At 67.2% G+C, this 17,197-nt stretch carries 15 protein-coding genes; 7 read left to right on the top strand and 8 right to left on the bottom strand.

The window, feature by feature from the left end:
* Both ABDZ95_RS13605 and ABDZ95_RS13600 read right to left on the bottom strand, forming a co-directional pair.
* Complete coding sequence (locus ABDZ95_RS13605) at positions 1–1,176, bottom strand: cysteine desulfurase family protein (protein ID WP_343794507.1); 1,176 nt, start codon at positions 1,174–1,176, stop codon at positions 1–3.
* A complete protein-coding gene (locus tag ABDZ95_RS13600) occupies positions 1,173–1,652 on the bottom strand; it encodes an Rrf2 family transcriptional regulator (RefSeq protein WP_343794506.1) in 480 nt (159 codons plus the stop codon). The genes ABDZ95_RS13605 and ABDZ95_RS13600 overlap by 4 nt, the downstream gene beginning before the upstream one ends.
* A gap of 160 nt (positions 1,653–1,812) precedes the next feature.
* Here ABDZ95_RS13600 and ABDZ95_RS13595 point away from each other — a divergent pair, with 160 nt between their 5' ends.
* Positions 1,813–2,463 (top strand): alpha/beta hydrolase, encoded by a 651-nt coding sequence (locus ABDZ95_RS13595; RefSeq protein ID WP_343794505.1) that lies wholly within the window; start codon positions 1,813–1,815, stop codon positions 2,461–2,463.
* 60 nt (positions 2,464–2,523) lie between these two features.
* Here the strand turns inward: ABDZ95_RS13595 and ABDZ95_RS13590 are convergent, their stop codons facing one another.
* Genes ABDZ95_RS13590 through ABDZ95_RS13580 form a run of 3 tightly spaced genes read right to left on the bottom strand, consistent with a single transcriptional unit; the run spans position 2,524 to position 5,206 of the window.
* Positions 2,524–3,477 carry a DMT family transporter gene (locus ABDZ95_RS13590; RefSeq protein ID WP_343794504.1) on the bottom strand — a complete coding sequence of 318 codons (954 nt, stop codon included), beginning with the start codon at positions 3,475–3,477 and terminating at the stop codon, positions 2,524–2,526.
* Positions 3,474–4,679 carry an exo-beta-N-acetylmuramidase NamZ family protein gene (locus ABDZ95_RS13585; protein ID WP_343794503.1) on the bottom strand — a complete coding sequence of 402 codons (1,206 nt, stop codon included), beginning with the start codon at positions 4,677–4,679 and terminating at the stop codon, positions 3,474–3,476. Before ABDZ95_RS13585 ends, ABDZ95_RS13590 begins: the two co-directional genes overlap by 4 nt.
* The gene (locus ABDZ95_RS13580) at positions 4,676–5,206 is read right to left on the bottom strand and encodes a DOMON-like domain-containing protein (protein ID WP_343794502.1); all 531 of its coding nucleotides are present in this window, start codon (positions 5,204–5,206) and stop codon (positions 4,676–4,678) included. The genes ABDZ95_RS13585 and ABDZ95_RS13580 overlap by 4 nt, the downstream gene beginning before the upstream one ends.
* Before the next feature lie 195 nt (positions 5,207–5,401).
* On the opposite strand from ABDZ95_RS13580, the gene tyrS reads away from it, so the two are divergent.
* The 4 genes from tyrS to ABDZ95_RS13560 all read left to right on the top strand — a co-directional run bounded on the left by tyrS (position 5,402) and on the right by ABDZ95_RS13560 (position 9,168).
* A complete protein-coding gene (gene tyrS / locus ABDZ95_RS13575) occupies positions 5,402–6,667 on the top strand; it encodes a tyrosine--tRNA ligase (protein WP_343794501.1) in 1,266 nt (421 codons plus the stop codon).
* 126 nt (positions 6,668–6,793) lie between these two features.
* Positions 6,794–7,261: a thioredoxin-dependent thiol peroxidase gene (gene bcp / locus ABDZ95_RS13570; protein WP_343794500.1), complete on the top strand. Its 468-nt coding sequence runs from the start codon at positions 6,794–6,796 to the stop codon at positions 7,259–7,261.
* Between the two features lie 196 nt (positions 7,262–7,457).
* Positions 7,458–8,609 (top strand): M23 family metallopeptidase, encoded by a 1,152-nt coding sequence (locus tag ABDZ95_RS13565; protein ID WP_343794499.1) that lies wholly within the window; start codon positions 7,458–7,460, stop codon positions 8,607–8,609.
* Positions 8,593–9,168: a bactofilin family protein gene (locus ABDZ95_RS13560; RefSeq protein ID WP_343794498.1), complete on the top strand. Its 576-nt coding sequence runs from the start codon at positions 8,593–8,595 to the stop codon at positions 9,166–9,168. Before ABDZ95_RS13565 ends, ABDZ95_RS13560 begins: the two co-directional genes overlap by 17 nt.
* 54 nt (positions 9,169–9,222) lie before the next feature.
* Here ABDZ95_RS13560 and prfB read toward each other — a convergent pair.
* The 3 genes from prfB to ABDZ95_RS13545 all read right to left on the bottom strand — a co-directional run bounded on the left by prfB (position 9,223) and on the right by ABDZ95_RS13545 (position 13,661).
* A protein-coding gene (gene prfB, locus ABDZ95_RS13555) for a peptide chain release factor 2 (protein ID WP_343794497.1) occupies positions 9,223–10,345 on the bottom strand; the annotation gives its coding sequence in 2 pieces (ribosomal slippage) (positions 9,223–10,275 and positions 10,277–10,345; 1,122 coding nt in all).
* A gap of 73 nt (positions 10,346–10,418) precedes the next feature.
* Positions 10,419–12,869 (bottom strand): penicillin-binding protein 1A, encoded by a 2,451-nt coding sequence (locus tag ABDZ95_RS13550; RefSeq protein ID WP_343794496.1) that lies wholly within the window; start codon positions 12,867–12,869, stop codon positions 10,419–10,421.
* A gap of 45 nt (positions 12,870–12,914) precedes the next feature.
* On the bottom strand, positions 12,915–13,661 hold the full coding sequence (locus ABDZ95_RS13545; RefSeq protein ID WP_343794495.1) for a putative quorum-sensing-regulated virulence factor: 747 nt from the start codon (positions 13,659–13,661) through the stop codon (positions 12,915–12,917).
* 112 nt (positions 13,662–13,773) lie between these two features.
* Between ABDZ95_RS13545 and ABDZ95_RS13540 the strand changes: the two genes are divergently transcribed.
* Both ABDZ95_RS13540 and ABDZ95_RS13535 read left to right on the top strand, forming a co-directional pair.
* Positions 13,774–15,408: a PDZ domain-containing protein gene (locus tag ABDZ95_RS13540; RefSeq protein ID WP_343794493.1), complete on the top strand. Its 1,635-nt coding sequence runs from the start codon at positions 13,774–13,776 to the stop codon at positions 15,406–15,408.
* Complete coding sequence (locus ABDZ95_RS13535) at positions 15,378–16,880, top strand: hypothetical protein (protein ID WP_343794492.1); 1,503 nt, start codon at positions 15,378–15,380, stop codon at positions 16,878–16,880. The genes ABDZ95_RS13540 and ABDZ95_RS13535 overlap by 31 nt, the downstream gene beginning before the upstream one ends.
* The last annotated feature ends 317 nt before the right edge of the window (positions 16,881–17,197 follow it).

The following is a 17,197-nucleotide window of genomic DNA, read 5'->3' as shown; positions in this document are numbered from 1 at the left end:
TTACGCGACTTCCTTCGCGCGAGCGGCAAGACGCTCGCGATACTTGGCATAGGCGCCCACCCATGCGTCTGCGAACCGGATCCAGTCGCTCTCGACCGTCCCCCAGCCGCCGGAAATGCGGATGCCGCCGGTGGCCAGAGCCACGCGACCGGTCGCCAGAATGGCGCGCGACGGCTTGGTCTTGCCCGACGAACAGGCGCTGCCGGCCGAGACCATCAGGCCCAGCAGGTCCAGCGCAATCAGCTGCTGCGGGCTCTCCCAGTCCGGCACCGCCATGAACAGGGTGTTGGGCAGACGCGGCGCGCCCTCGCCGATGATCGTCGCGCCCGCCGCCTTCACCTTCGCCTGCGCCACATCGCGCCAGGCGGCGTGCGGCAAGCTGTCGACCAGCGAGTCGCGCCAGTGGACGCTGGCGGTCGCCGCGTTCAGATCGCGCGCGGCGCATTCGGCCGACACGCCGAAACCGGTGATGCCCGGGACATTCTCGGTGCCCGCGCGAAGGCCCCGTTCCTGCCCCGCGCCGTGGACGATACGAACGGCTTCGCGACCCTCGGCCATGACCAGGGCGCCGACCCCCTGCGGTCCGCCCAGCTTGTGCGCCGACAGGGTCAGGCTGTCCGCCATCAGCATGCGGATATCGACCGGGATCTTGCCCGCCGACTGTATGGCGTCGACGTGCAGCCAGCCGCCGGCCGAGCGCGTCAGCCGCGCGGCCTCCTCGATCGGCTGGATCGCGCCGCTTTCATTGTTCGCATGATGGATCGCCACCACCGCCTTGCCGGGCTTGGCCAGCAGTTCGCGCAGGGTGTCCAGTCGCACCACGCCGTGCTCGTCGACCGGCAGCATCGCCACCGGCTTGCCGGACGCGATCGCGGCCTCGGCCACGCAGGGGTGTTCGGTCGCGCAGACGATCAGCCGCTCGCAGCCGGCCGCAAGGGCGCTGAGGATCGCCTGGGCGTTGGATTCCGTGCCGCCGGACGAGAAGATGACCGCCGTCGGATCGGCGCCGACCAGCTCGGCCACCTGCGCCCGGGCGGTCTCGACACGGGCCCGCGCCCTACGGCCGGCCGCATGTACCGCTGACGGATTGCCGTTGTCAGCCAAGGCCTTGGCCATGGCTTCCTGAACTTCAGGACGAACCAGACCCGAGGCGTTGTAGTCCAGATAGATGCTCATGCCGCGGCCTCCATGCCGGACGCTGCCGCCGTGCGGCGCCGCGCGCCCGTGCGGTTCAACACCACGTCCTCCAGCGACACGCCCGACAGATAGGCGTGGATCTCGGCGCCGAGGTCTTCCCAGAGATTGTGGGTGATGCAGCGCTCGCCGCCCATCATGCAGCCACGCGGGGTGCCGTGGGCCACGCAGCGCGTCGCCCGGATCGGCTCGTCCACCGCCAGCACGATCTCGGCCACCACCGTCTCATGGGCCGCCTTGGCCAGACGGTAGCCGCCGCCGGGACCGCGCACGCTCTGGACCAGCCCGCTCTTGCGCAGGCGCGCGAACAGCTGCTCCAGATAGCTCAGCGAGATCTCCTGACGCGCCGCGATTTCGGCCAGCGAGACGGCCCGGGACTCGCCCGTCTGGCCGCGCCCGTTCTTCGCCAGATCGGCCATCGCCATGACGGCGTATCGTCCCTTGGTCGAAAGACGCATCGCACACCTCAAAAATCGCGCGCTTTTCGAGGGTCCTGTGCTAGAACCCGCGCCTTCGCAAAGGCGTCGGCACGCAGGGCGGACTTAGAAAGTCCTACCCCCGTGGTCAAGTATTACGCAGGTGCGAAACGACAGTTGAACACGGGAATTCGCTCCGCCCATGCCTGAAGTCATCCTGCCTGGCGCATCCGGTCGCATCGAGGGCCGCTACTCGCCGGGCAAGCGTCCGAACGCTCCGATCGCCCTGATCCTGCACCCGCACCCCAAGGCGGGCGGGCACATGAACAACCCGGTGGCGGTCACCCTGTACCAGCTGTTCGTCAAGCGCGGCTTCGCGACCCTGCGCTACAACAGCCGGGGCGTGGGCAAGTCGCAGGGCGAGTTCGACTCGGGCATCGGCGAGCTGGCAGACGCCGCGACGGCTCTGGACTGGCTGCAGGCAAACAACCCGGCCGCCACCCAGACCTGGGTCGCCGGCTATCAGTTCGGCGCCTACATCGGCATGCAGCTGCTGATGCGACGCCCAGAGACGGACGGCTTCATCTCGGTCTCGCCGCCGTCGAACATGTACGACTTCAGCTTCCTGGCCCCCTGCCCGGCCTCGGGCCTGTTCCTGCACGGCACGGCCGACAGCATCGTTCCGCCGATCGAGGTCGAGCGCGTCGTCAACAAGCTGCGCACCCAGAAGGGCATCGTCATCGACTACGAGCTGGAGGAAGGCGCGAGCCACTTCTGGCAGGACCACATGCCCGCCGTCGAACGCCGCGTCGGCGCCTACCTCGACAAGCGTCTGGAAGAGAAGCCGGCCTGATCCGTTCTTTTCTGCTGAAAGATCGAACGCCGTCGGGTCCGCCCGGCGGCGTTTTCTGTTTCAGTGGTCCCCTTCGGCCGCCGCCACAGCCGCGGGCCGGTGCGCGCGCACGCACCACAGGACACTGACCACCATCATCGCCATGGCCACGATCTCGATCACCGTCGGCCAGCGGCTCTCCCACAGATAGCCGTAGGCGAAGGCGAACAGGGTCTCGAACACGATCATCTGGCCCAGCATCGACAGCGGCAACAGCCGGCTGGCCTGGTTCCAGAACGCGTTGCCCACAATGGAGGCGAAGATGGCGACCCCCATACTGGCCGCCGCCAGCCGGGCCCACTGGTCGGTCGTCTGCCCATTGGCCTCGACCACGGCCGGGATCGCCAGCAGCAGGGCGAAGCCGCCCGTCACCACGCCGGTCAGCAGGGACCAGTCCTGCGCGCTGACCTGCGGCAGGCGCGCCATCCAGCGGCTGTTGCCGATCGCATAGGCGGACCAGCTCAGCAGCGCGGCCAGACCGCACGCCAGACCGATCAGGACCTGACTGACGTCGCGGTTCAGCGCCTCGCGCGACAGGCTCTCCCAGCCGATCAGGACCACAGCTACTGCTGCCAACAGGATCGGCGGCCCCACCTTGCGCAGCGGCGGCGCATCGGGGTCCTTCAGCCCCCACACCGCCACGGCGACCGGCACCATGCCCACGATCAGCGCCGAGGCCGCCACGCCGGCGAAATGCACGCTGACCACCAGGAACAGGTAGTAGACGATGTTCCCCGCCAGGCTCAGCCACGCCAGACCGCGCCACGCCTTCGCATCCAGCAGCGGCGCGACCTTGTTCCAGCGCGGCGCCAGCAGGGCCGCCGCCAGCACGCCATAGGCCAGATATCGCCCGGCGCTCAGCAGCATGGGCGAGGCGTCCGGCGCGAACTTCGGCGCGAGGAAGACCATGCCCCACAGAGCCCCGGTCGCCACCCCGCATCCGACCCCGATCAGTCGGTTCGTGGAGAGGCTCATCGGTAGATCAGGAACGGCTCGCGCGTCGTCAGCCAGGCCTGCTCGTCCGCTTCGGCGATGCGGTCCAGATCGGCTGTGGTCGCGTTCGGGTCATCGACCCACTCGCGCAGGTCCGGCCCGCCGTTGATAACGTCGATCGGCAGCTTCCCGAAGGCGTATTCGTAGGGGAAGTCCCGCCACAGGTCGTAGTCCGGATACAGCCGCCGGATCGCCTTGAAGCCCAGCGCCTGCACGCGCCACGGCCTGAAGGCGTGATGGTCGTACATCGGATCGTCGACGTGGATCTGCACGCCCGAACACAGCTTGCCGACATGTTTGTGGAAGGTCGGCTCGAACCACATGTCGCGCAGCACGCAGCCGCCCAGCCACTCCGGCCCGAAGCTCTGCATCTCCGAGATCACCGCCTTCGCGTCGATGTCCGGCGCACCGAACAGCTCCAGCGGCCGCGTCGTGCCCCGCCCCTCCGACAGGGTCGCGCCCTCCAGCATCACCGTGCCGGCATAGGCCCGCGCCATGCTCAGGTTCGGCGCATTCGGGCTGGGATTGACCCAGCTGCGCTGACCCAGCGGCCAGCCGTAGCCTGGTGCCTCCTCGGGCTTCCAGCCTTGCATCTCGATGACGCGATAGTCGACGTCCAGCTTGAAGTGATCGATGAACCACAGACCCAGCTCGCCCATGGTCAGCCCGTGCCGCATCGGCATCGGCCCCGCCCCGACGAAGCTCTCCCAGCCAGCGCGCAGGAGCGTCCCCTCCACCGGCCGCCCGGCCGGGTTGGGCCGGTCAAGCACCCAGACCGTCTTGCCGTGCTGCGCCGCCGCTTCCAGCACGTACAGCAGGGTCGTCACATAGGTGTAGATCCGGCACCCGAGGTCCTGCAGGTCCACCAGCAGGACGTCGAACGTCGCCATCCACTCGTCCTTGGGCCGCCGCACCTCGCCATACAGGCTGAAGACGGGGAAGCCGTGGACCGGGTCCCGGTAGTCCGGGCTCTCCATCATGTTGTCCTGCAGGTCGCCCTTCATCCCGTGCTGCGGGCCGAAGGCGGCGGTCAGGGTCATGTCGGGGTGCGCCGCCAGCGCGTCCACCGCATGGGTCAGCTCCGCCGTCACCGACGCCGGATGCGCCAGCAGCGCCACTCGCCGGCCCTTCAGCGGCGCGCTCAGCGCGGGTTCGGACAGCAGGCGGTCGAGACCGAACTTCATGGAAGCTCCAGAACGAAGGAGTCGGGATGATGGAAGTCCGGCTTATCCGAAGGATGGGCCAGCGCCCAATAGGAGATGTCTCCGACCTTCGTCTCGATGACGGCGGACAGGGCGATGCGCCACGGCACGGACTGGCCGCTCATCACCCGATCCAGATCGAAGGTCGCGCCGATCGTCAGCGCGCCCTCTTCCACGTTCCGGCGGAAGTCACGAACCTCGACGCCGGGATGGGCATACATCCCTTCCCGATAGCCGGAGAACTCGTAGGCGGCCCAGTAGCCTGCGGGCGACTGGTTCAGCTCGCAGTAGCCGCCGCCATCCTTTCGGATGAAGGCCTCAAAGCATGTGCTCCGCCACAACTCGTCGGCACGCGAAGGCCGAACGCGCTCGGGCACGACGATCTGCGAGACATCGCCTGTGACCAGAAAGCGAAGGTCGATCCCCTCGGCCCTCGGCCGCAGGATCTCGACCGCGATCTCGATGTCGGGACCGGGCGTCTTCGGGTGCGGTTTCAGGGCGACCAGCATCCCTCACCGATACCCCGCCCTTGACGCCGGTCAACCGCTGCGGCTACCCAGCGCCTCATGTTCGCCCGCGCCACCGCCACCGGCCTGTATTACCGCCCCTCGTACTGACGAGCGGCCCGCGAACCCCTGCGCCGCATCTGCCGGCGCGCAATCCTCACGAGACGCCCGCCGGCTTCCCTGCTAACGGAGCCCGCCATGAGCGATCAGAACTTCAAGTCCGACTTCCTGCGCACCCTTCAGGAGCGCGGCTACATCCACCAGATCACCCACCCGGTGGAACTGGACGAGGCGGCGTCGAGCGGCGTGGTGACGGCCTACATCGGCTTCGACGCGACCGCGCCATCGCTGCACGTCGGCAGCCTGATCCAGATCATGATGCTGCGCCGCCTCCAGCAGGCGGGCCACAAGCCGGTCGTCCTGATGGGCGGCGGCACGACCCGCGTCGGCGACCCGACGGGCAAGGACGCCTCGCGCCCACAGCTCACCGACGAGATCATTCAGGCCAACATCGACGGCATCAAACAGGTCTTCGCCAAATTCCTGACCTTCGGAGACGGCCCGACCGACGCCGTGATGGTCGACAATGACGAATGGCTGTCGACGTTCGGCTACATCCAGTTCCTGCGCGACTTCGGCACCCACTTCACCGTCAACCGGATGCTGGCGTTCGACTCGGTCAAGCTGCGCCTCGAGCGCGAGCAGCCGATGACCTTCCTCGAGTTCAACTACATGCTGATGCAGTCGGTGGACTTCCTGGAGCTGAACCGCGCCCGCAACGTGACGCTGCAGATGGGCGGCTCGGACCAGTGGGGGAACATCACCTCGGGCGTCGATCTGGTGCGCCGCGTGGACCAGAAGGCCGCCTTCGGCCTGACCACGCCGCTGCTGACCACGGCCTCGGGCGGCAAGATGGGCAAGACGGCCCAGGGCGCCATCTGGCTGAACGCCGACGCCCTGAGCCCCTACGACTACTGGCAGTTCTGGCGGAACGCCGACGACGCGGACGTGGGCAAGTTCCTGCGCCTGTTCACTGACCTCTCGATGGCCGAGATCGCCGCGCTGGAGGCTCTGGAAGGCGCGCAGATCAACGACGCCAAGAAAGCGCTGGCCGACGCAGCGACCACCATGCTGCACGGGGCGGAAGCCGCCGCGACCGCGCGCGCCGCGGCCGAGAGCGCCTTCGAGAAGGGTGAACTGTCAGAGGACCTACCCACGGTAGAGTTCGACTGGGCTGGCTCCGAGAACCATACTTTGCGCACCGCGGCAGCGATCGTGTTTGCGTCCGGCCTTGTTTCTTCTCTCTCCGATGCGAGGCGTCAGATCGCCGGCGGAGGGATACGGATCAATGGCGTCAAGATCACCGATGACCGGATGACATTCTCCAGAGATGGCGCTGTCGCCGACGGAACCTTCAAGGTCCAGTTCGGCAAAAAGAAAATCGTTCTTGTTCGGCCCATCTAACAGTAGCCGTCACCCTCGGGCTTGACCCGAGGGCCGGACGTTCAACGGACTGTGCCTCATCCCTATCGCACTGGCCGACCAGCGGCCGATCCTCGGGTCAAGCCCGAGGATGACGGAGATCAGCGAATGACCGACATCACCGAAGGCTCCAAAGCCCCCGCGTTCGACATGGAAACCGCCGCCGGCGAGCGCGTCACCCTCGCCGGCCTCAAGGGCCGCAAGGTCGTGGTCTTCTTCTATCCGAAGGCCGACACGCCCGGCTGCACGACCGAAAGCCAGGACTTCTCGGCCCTTATCGACCAATTCGAAGCGGCCAACACCACGGTCATCGGCGTCTCGCGCGATCCGGTAAGGAAGCTGCAGAAGTTCCAGGCGAAGCACGACCTCAAGGTCGTCCTCGCCTCGGACGAGCCGGGCGACGTCACCGAAGGCTGGGGCGTCTGGGTGATGAAGAAGCTCTATGGCCGCGAGTATATGGGCATCGAGCGCGCCACCTTCCTGATCGACGAACAGGGCGTGGTTCGCCGCGCATGGCGCAAGGTCGCGGTAAAGAGACACGCCGCCGAAGTGCTCGAAGCTGTCCAGTCGCTCTGAAGCCGGATCATTCGAGAACAGCGGCGCTGTGCTCAAGTGAGGTCATCGTTGCGTTACGCCTCTCAGGCGAAATAAGCCCGCGAATACCGGCCGTCTTCGCCTGAAACCGCGCAAGCGTGGTTAACAAAGCGTGAAGAGACTTGCCGCCGGCGCCCGCGCGTGGCTCATGTCCTGCCGAACGTGGGGGCGCGTGAGTATGGCAGACCAGGAAAACGAGACCCGACCGACCTTGATCGGCCGCTGGTTCCCGACCCGGTACCTCTACCTGCGGGACGGCGACGAGGTTCGCGCTTGGGCCCTGACGCCGGTCAAACAGATCCTCGGTGTGACTGGCGCCTTCGTGGCCGGCGCCTGGATCCTCGCCTCCTCCGGCGCCCTGACCCTCGATCTGATCCATCTGAACAATGCCGACAGCGACGTGGTGCGCGCCCGCGCCGAGGCCCAGCGCCTGAATGCCGACCTTCAGGCCCGTCTGGACAGCGCCGTCGTCCGCATGTCGGCCACCACCGGTTCGCTGGACGAGATGGCGCAGATGGTCGAGCGTCGCCACGCCGCCCTGACCCGCGTCATGGGCATGTTCCAGGGCGTCGAGGGCGCACAGGCCGCGCTGGCCCCTGCCCCGGCGCTGAACCCGGACACGTCGAACCCGGTGCAGCGCATCGTCGCCATCCGCATGGATCAGGAGCGGTTGATCGCCCGCGCCGAAGAGGTCGCCCAGACCCGCGCCGAGCGCCTGCGCCTGGCCTTCCGTCTCGCCGGCCTGAACCCGGCCGCGTACTCGCCGAGCGACGCCGGCCTCGGCGGTCCGCTGGTCGAGGCCCGTGATCCGCGCGCCCTGGGCGCCGTTCTGGACGTGGACGAGGCCTTCGCCCTGCGCATCCGCAACGCCGCCGACAACCTGACCGACATGCGCGCCCTGGCCGACGCCGCCGAGGGCGTGCCCTTCCGTCGCCCGACCAGCGCCCGCACTACTTCGGGCTATGGCGTGCGGTTCGATCCGTTCAACGGCCGCCCGGCCCTGCATCAGGGCCAGGACTTCGCCGCGCCCCTGAACACCCCGATCCTCGCCACTGCGCCGGGCGTCGTCTCTTTTGTCGGCGTTCGTTCAGGGTATGGAAACGTCGTCGAGATAGACCATGGCCGCGGTTTCAAGACCCGTTTCGCCCATCTGAACTCCATGGCGGTGCAAGCCGGCCAGCGGATCGCGCTTGGCCAGCGCATCGGCGCCATGGGGACCACCGGACGCTCCACCGGCGTTCATCTGCACTACGAGGTGTGGGTGAACGGCCGCCCGCAAAACCCCGCCCGCTTTATGAGAGCCGGAGACCAACTTGTTCAACAAGACTAAATCCCCCGCCCCGACCCCCGCTCCGCGTTCCGACAGTGGGTCGTCCATTCCGCCGCTGCCGGATCTTCCGGCTCCGGGCGGCGCGCCTGCGCCCGCCGCCGCGGCTCCGCGCCCGGCCGCCCCGGCCGTAGCCCAGCGCGGCCTGTCGACCCTCTCCTCGGACCTGCAGTTCGAAGGCAACATCGGCGGCTCGGGCGATCTGCAGATCGACGGCGCCATCAAGGGCGACGTGCGCGTTGGTCGCCTGATCGTCGGCGAGACCGGCGCGGTCGAAGGCGATGTCTCGGCCGACTACATCGAGGTCCGCGGCCGCGTCGTCGGCGGCGTCTCGGGCAAACAGGTCAAGCTGATCGCCACTGCCTACGTCGACGGCGACATCACCGCCGAACAGCTGTCGATCGACATCGGCGCCTACTTCCAGGGTCGCGTCCTGCAGGGTCGCCGCGAGGCTCCGGCCCCGACCGCCCCGGCCCCGGCCCCGCGCCCGGCCGCGCCGCAGCCGGCTCCGGCGCCCGAACCGGCGCCGCACATCATCGACATGAAGCCGCCGGTCGTTTGATCGACGCACGCGCTGAAAAGCAAAAGGCCCCGGAGCGATCCGGGGCCTTTTCTCTTACTCGACCGTCGACCCACGCGTTTCGCCGACCCGGGCGGCCAGCGCGGCCCCCATGAAGTCGTCCAGATCGCCGTCGAGGACCCCTTGGGTGTCGGAGGTTTCGACGTTGGTCCGCAGATCCTTCACCATCTGGTACGGCTGAAGCACGTACGAGCGGATCTGGTGACCCCAGCCGATGTCGGTCTTGGCGTCGGCCAGCGCCTGGGCGGCGGCCTCGCGCTTCTGCAGCTCAAGTTCGTACAGGCGCGCCCGCAGCATCTTCCACGCCTGTTCGCGGTTCTGGTGCTGCGACCGGCCGGCCTGACAGGCCACGACGGTGTTGGTCGGAACGTGGGTCAGACGCACGGCCGAATCCGTCTTGTTGATGTGCTGACCGCCCGCGCCCGAGGCCCGGTAGGTGTCGGTGCGCACATCCGACGGGTTGATGTCGATCTCGATGGCGTCGTCCACCACCGGCGAGACACCGATCGAGGCGAACGAGGTGTGCCGCTTGGCCGCCGCGTCGTACGGGCTGATGCGGACCAGACGGTGCACGCCCGATTCGGACTTCAGCCAGCCATAGGCATTGGGGCCCTTCACCTGGATGGTGGCGGACTTGATGCCGGCCTGTTCGCCGCCTTCTTCCGCCTCGATCTCGACCTCATAGCCGTGCGCCTTGGCCCAGCGGCTGTACATGCGCAGCAGCATGCCGGCCCAGTCGTTGGACTCGGTGCCGCCGGCTCCGGAGTTCACTTCCAGATAGGCGTCGTTGCCGTCGGCCTCGCCGGACAGCAGGGCTTCCAGCTCGGCGCGCGCGGCGCGGTCCTTGATGGCCTTCAGGTCCGCGCGAGCGCCCTCGAGAGCCTCCTCGTCGCCTTCCTCGTCCGCCATCTCGGCCAGCATGATCCCGTCCTCGAGACCCTGCTCCATCTCCTTGACGGTGTTGACCTGCGCTTCCAGCCGCGAGCGATCGCGGCTGACGGCCTGGGCCTCGTCGGGATTGTCCCACAGCGTCGGGTCCTCGACCCGCGCGTTCAGCTCATCGAGCTTTCTTAGAGCGACATCCCAGTCAAAGACGCCTCCTGAGCAGAGCGATGCTCTGCTCGATGTCGGCCTTCATGGCCTCGACATCCGGTCTCATCGCGAACTCCTGCGACATGAAAGGAAACGGCGCGCCGGGGTCGGCGCGCCGCGTTAAGGGGTTACCTAGAGCGTCAGTAGAGTCCGCTCAAGTCCTCGGCCGGCTCCTTCTTGGGCGGAGGCGGCGTCGTGACCGGCGGCGGCGCGGCGGTCGGCGGCAGGCCGGCGGCCTCCTCCTGTTCGCGGCGGATGACGTCGTTGTAGTTCTGCGGACCTTCCGGAACCGGAGCCACCGGAGCCTGCTCTTCCTCGCGTCGACGCTCGGTGCCGGGGCGGAAGGCTTCCTCGATGCCGTTCACGGTGCGGTAGATGGCATTGCGCGGACGCACGAACGGACGAGCCGGACGCTCTCGCAGGGCGACCTGCATGAACTCGGTGAACACCGGCACGGCGGTCGAGGCGCCGGCCTCGCCGGAACCCAGCGAGCGGTTGTCGTCGAAGCCGATGAAGACCCCCACCACGATGTCGGACGAGAAGCCCACGAACCAGGCCGAGCGGTACTCGTTGGTCGTACCGGTCTTGCCGCCGACCCAGCGGCCGAGGCCGCGGGCGCTGGCGGCGGTGCCGCGCTGGACCACGCCTTCCAGCATGGAGCTGACCTGATAGGCGGTGATCGGGTCGATCACCTGCTCGCCGCGGGCTTCCAGCCGGGGCGACTCCTGCCCGCTGAACGGCCGGCCACACTCGCGGCAGCGGCGATCGTCGGCGCGGAAGATGGTTTCGCCGTCGCGGTCCTGCACCATCTCGATCAGGTACGGATTGATCCGCCGTCCGCCGTTGATGAAGGCCGCATAGGCCGCGGTCAGGCGATAGGGCGTCGTCTCGCCCGCGCCCAGCGACACCGACAGGTTGGGCTGCATCGTGCCCACGCCCATCTTCTCGGCCAGCGACACGACATTGGTCATGCCGATGTCCTGCGCCAGACGCACGGTCATGACGTTGCGCGACAGCTCCAGACCGCGACGCAGGGTCTGCGGCCCATAGTACTGCCGGCTGTAGTTCTCCGGGCTCCAGCGCGTGCCGTTCGGACCACCGGCGAAGCTGATCGGGGCGTCCAGCACGATCGAGGCCGGAGTGTAGTCGCCCTCCAGCGCCGCCGCATAGACGAACGGCTTGAAGGCCGAACCCGGCTGGCGGTTCGCCTGGGTGGCCCGGTTGAAGCTGGACAAGGCGTAGGAATAGCCGCCGACCATGGCCAGCACCCGGCCCGACTGCGGCTCGATCGCCACCAGAGCGCCGTTCACCTGCGGCACTTGTTTCAGCGCATACTGGCCGTTGCGCGGCTCGACGAAGATCAGGTCCCCGCGGCGCAGCTGGCGGTTGGCGTTGGCCCATGCGGCGTCGGCGGTCAGCAGGGTCTCGGTGCGGTCGTCCCGTGCGGAGCGGACGCGGACGGTGTTGCCGGACACGCTCTCGACGGCCGCGGCTTCCCAGCTGCGGCGCTCCGGCGGGCGGGTCTCTTCCAGAGCCCGCTCCTGCCAGCCGTCGGCGAAGTCGGTCGTGCCCCAGGGCCCGCGCCAGCCGTGGCGGCGGTCATAGTTCTCGAGCCCGCGCATCAGGGCGTCGCGCGCCGCCGACTGCAGAGACGGGTCCAGCGTGGTGCGGATGTAGTAGCCGCCGCGGTTCACGCGCTCGGCGTCGAAGCGGGCGATGGCCTGACGGCGCGCCTCCTCGACGAAGAAGTCGGCGTCGGCGTACTGCGCCCGGCGCGGCGCGTCCTGCGTCGCCAGCGGCGTGGCCAGCGCGGTCTGCAGCTGGGCCTCGGTCAGGAACCCGTTCTCCTCCATCTCGCGCAGCACCCAGTCGCGACGCCCCTGCGCCGCCGCCGGATGGCGTTTCGGATGGTAGTTGTTCGGCCCCTTCGGCAGGGCCGCCAGGAAGGCCGCCTCGGCCGGCGTCAGTTGCTCCAGCGACTTGCCGAAATAGTTGTAGGCCGCCGCGGCCACGCCATACGAGCGATAGCCGAGGAATATCTCGTTCAGATACAGCTCGAGGATCTGCTGCTTGGTCAGGCTGGCTTCCAGGCGGTTGGCCAGGATCGCCTCCTTCACCTTGCGGTTCAGGCTGGATTCGTTGGTCAGCAGAACGTTCTTGGCCACCTGCTGGGTAATCGTCGATCCGCCTTCCAGACGCCGGCCAGAGACTGCGTTGAAGACGTTCTTGAACATCGCCCGGCCGAGACCCGACACGTCGATGCCGCCGTGCTCGAAGAAGTTACGGTCCTCGGCGGCGAGGAAGGCCTGGATCACCGGCAGCGGGATCTGGTCGTAGGGCACATAGATCCGCCGCTCGTCCGAGAACTCCCCGATCAGGGTGCCGTCGCCGGCGTAGACCCGCGTCGCCGTCGCCGGGCGATAGTCCGCCAGCTCCGAGGCGTCCGGCAGGTCGTGGAACAGCCACGCCGCATAGATCGTCACGACCAGGCCCGCGACGGTGATTCCGCCCAGCAGCGCCACGCCGGCCCAGACGAACCACCGCTCGGCGATGTTCAGGCCCTTGATGTCGGAAAATCGCTTTAGCGGCATTCAGCCGGTTTAGCCCGCGTCGCAGCGGTTCGCCAGTGCGACCGTTCAGGCCGCTGCGCGACGCTCCATCTCCTGTCGCGCGGCGGCCACGACATCGGCGTCCATGTCCCCCTGTCCGGCCATCCATCGCAGGTAATCGGCCGGGATCGACGCCCACGGCTGGCCGCGATGCTTGCCGAACGGAACCTTGTCCATCCGCCGCGGCTCGGCGGTCCAGCCGATCATCTGCTCGACCGTGGCCTCCTTCAGCAGATCCATCAGCAGATGGGCCGTCACCCAGGCGTCCGGCCCCGCCCGGTGCGCCGGATTGGCCAGCGCCGGATCGAGGTCCAGCCCGCGCCAGTAGCGCAGCACCTGATTGGAATGCCCCGGCGCCTGCGGCCAGACCTGTTTGGCCGAGCGCACGGTGCAGATCCACGGAACCCCGCCCACCGCCGTATCCGCGATGAACGACCGCTCGAACCGCGCCGCATGGGCCACCATCACATCCGCCCGCTCGGCGAACATCTCGCGCAGAGCGTACTCGTCGCAATGCGGGTCGTCCGGGCTGAAGTGCGCGGGCGTCAGGTGATGCACCGCCATGGCGTGGAACGAGATCTCGCCCCGCGGCCGAAACAGTTTCGACACCGGCGGCATCGCCCGCCAGCCGCCCTGCCCGTCCTCGACCACATCCACGAACCCCACCTCGATAATCTCCGAGGCCCGGTCCCCGCCGGTGGTTTCAAGATCGACGACACGAAGGCGCATGGACGGAAGATAGGGCGCGGCACGGCGATTGGCGAGCGGCGCCATTCGAGAGCTTCACCGCAACATTACTCAACAATAACATTGACTTGAGGCCGGACCCGAAAACACCTTCACACGCGAACGCCACAGCTTTTCCTCCCCTCGAAGGCGAACCGCGATGACCACCGACGCCGGCCCTGTCCGCTGCGGGCTACGCACCTCGATCAGGACGATGGACGGCGTCATCTATCTCCACGTCGACTGGATCGACTGGGACAGCGGCTTCCGCGATACCGGCCTGAAGGTCGGCGACCACATCCTCTCCGTGGACGGCGTCGCAGTTATCGAGACCGCGGAGGACGGCGCCCACAACCGCCAGGTCGGACGCGATCAGGAGGCGACCGACTGGCAGGCGAAGGGCGCCGCCGACGGCCAGCCGGTGAAGCTGTCCATCCGTCGCCGTCGCATCCCCGGCGTCGGCTGGGAAAAGCTCGACATCGACGGCAAGGCCCGCGCCGAGCGCAGCTACACCAGCCCCGACGGCCGCCGCCTGATCGGCGACGCCGGCCCCGAGCGACTGGCGAAGGACGACTTCGCCGACAGCTGGGCCAGCTGGATCGAGCGCCGGATGTACATCTGGGAGCGTCAGGTCGGCGACGACGGCATCTGGAGCGGCTCGGCCGACACCCGCATGGCCCTGAAGGAGCATCTGGCGGACGAGGCGCGGGTCAAATTCCTGGAGCAACGCTACCCCGGCCCCTTCTCCCGCGCCGTCGCCTCGGACTGGAAGGCGATCCGGGATCTGCTGGCCGGCCGCTCATACACGGTCGATCCCGAGGAGCTGCGGTTCCGCGAGGAAGAGGACAAGATCGTCGAACAGGCCACGGCCGCGGCCAAGGCCGCCTGGGCCGACTTCTGCGAGCGGCACAAGGCCGACATCATCGAGCCGCCCGGCCCCCTCTCCATCGTGAACGGCGGCATCGAACACCTCGCCGGCAAGCTGCTGCTCCTGCCGCCGTCCGCGCCCGACAACTGGATCACCGACGTCGGCGTGCCGTTCGTGGCCTGGAACCTGAACAAGGGCTGGGTCGTCACCCCGCTGCAGTCACCCAATTTCGACCGGGCCTGGCGCGCGCAGATGCGATACCGCCACAACGTCGCCCCCGGCCTGAACGACGCGGTCTCCATCATCGGCCGCATCCTGCCCGAAATGCGCATGATCCGGCCCAACGACGATGCCGGCGCCGTCATCTCTGTCGAGGTCGAGCCGATCGCGGCGATGTTCGGCGACGACGAGATCGCCATGTTCGCCGAGCTGGGCGGCGACGATCCGGAGGTCAGCTTCGCCGGCGAAAGCGACATCCGCGCCCTGCCCATCCCGGCGGTCGCTGACGACGCTACGCCCGCACAGGTGATGGAAGCCCTCTTCGACGCCCTGCACGCCCGCGACGACAAGACCTGGCTGTCCCTGTTCGCCGATTGGCAGGTGCTCGTCGAGGACGGTTGGCATTTCTACAATCCGTACGATCCCTATCCGGAGATGCGGCGTGAGCCGGATTGGGTGGCGTCGCGGCGCCTGGCGCTCGACAAGGTCGCGGCTCTGCGCGTCGCGTGGGTCGATGACCCGGTCGACATCACCCCGCACCAGTTCCCCGGAATGCCCAAGATCGAACGGGTGCAGGTCGAGATCGATCACGCCGCCGAGTTCGACGGCGAGTATCGCAGCTTCAACTCGACCGAAGTGAACCGCCAATGGCGCCTCGGGCGCCTCAGCGGCGGCCCATGGCGCGTCATCAGCTTCCAGGGGATTTGACCATGCCGGTATTCGAAGCGCGACTGGTCGAAATCAAGGGGACGCTCGACGCTCCGAACGTGCTCGACGTCGTGACGAAGATCAAACTCAAGGACAAGGTCGATCTGATCAAACGGATCCACGACGACCTCTTCGTCCAGATCATCAACCTCATCTCCGACCGAAGCCGGCTGGCGGACAAGGCCGGATTCGACGCGACATGGGTCGCCTTCATCGACGCTTCCCGAAAGCGGCTCGCGGACGTCTTCAATACCGAACCGACGGCCCAGACGCTTCCGCCGCCCTGGAACACCTGGTGGAAGCAGGTTCAATGGCAGGAGGACGAATGCCTCAAGACCGCCCTGCTGACCGACTGGAGAGGACACTTCATCCAGATCGTGGCTTTCCAGACCAACATGTCGAAACTCATCGGCGAGATGGACGACAAATGGAAACAGCTTCAGGCCGACAGCGACGGCCTTGTCGAGCCCGGCAAGAAGGCGGTCGACCTCATGACGAAGTCGGTCAACCAGTCGATCGATAACCTCAGCTCGTTCAGAAAGATGGCCTCCGAGGTCATTATCACCGTCAAATCGAAGTCGAAATCCGCGCAGGCAGAGGCCGCCACCAAGGTCGGCGACATCATCCTCAAGGACCAGAAGTCCGAGTGGAAGCGGCGCGTCACCGAAGTCGCTGCGGAGACCATCGGCGGCGCCGCCAAGGCTACGGTCGGCGTTGCGGCCGCCGGGCTGGGGGTCCTGTTCGACAAGGCGACAGCGAGCGCGGCCGAAAACGCGAAAAACTTTCTCGAAGGGATCGAGAAATACCGCAGCCTGATGAACAGTACGGGCTTCGTCATCGGCATGTTCAACACCAACCGCCAGCTCGTGCAGAAATATCGCGCGGAGCAGAACCTGCCGCGGATCACGGCTGCGAAAAGCTCGGCGGAGGCGACCCTCGCGCAACGCACGACCTTCCTCAGCCACAATGGCTTCAGTGTCGGTTCCGGGGTGGACGCCCAAGCCCTTGCCAACCGGCTGATGAAATTCGTCAACGACTTCTACGGCTACTGCGTCAATGTCGAGAGCGACTTCATGAGCCGGTTCAAGGGTGTGTTCGAAGCCGAGAAGAGCGGCCTCACGATCGAGGCCCTGACCGACAAGGCCCTGTTCGATAAATACCTGTTCGACACCCTCTATCGCATCAGCATCAAGGATTCCGCGAAGCAGCTGGCCCAGTTGCCCGAGGAATTCCGGCAGTTGGTTTCCACAACAGACCCCTCAAGCCAATTCGACAGCCTGCCTGAAGAGGTGCGGTTGATCTGGTTGGACAAGTCGAAGGAGTTTCAGCAGGAAATTCAACGCATCTTCGATGACATGCTGAAATCCTACCTGACCCGGTATGTGAACTCCCAAGGCGCGCTGGAAGCCCTGACTCTCGAGGCCCCTGGCAAGCTCAATCGGGATTACCTGACGGCCATGATCACCAACTGATCGTCTCCGCCGCGCATACCCCTCCACCATGCTCCGCATGGTCCCCCTCCCCAGCTTCGCTGGAGAGGTGAGCATCGATGCTCTCACCTCCCCACCGAGGGTGGGGAGGTGGCCCGGCGCGCTCGCGCGCAGGGACGGAGGGGTCCGAACACCGCTGACTATTTTCCGATTGTCAGCCATCCCCCGCGCCCCAACCCGCTGAAATCCCTCACCTTCTCAAAAAAGTAGCGTTACGAAGCGTCCTGACCAAGGCCCCGCCCCATACTCTTGCCCATCCCGTCGCACGGGGAGGCGCAGAGGCCTTGCGTGATCTGGCG

This window comes from Brevundimonas kwangchunensis, from assembly GCF_039523815.1.
In the GTDB taxonomy this organism is placed as follows: Bacteria; Pseudomonadota; Alphaproteobacteria; order Caulobacterales; family Caulobacteraceae; genus Brevundimonas; species Brevundimonas kwangchunensis.
This window is presented reverse-complemented; position numbering and strand designations above follow the sequence as displayed.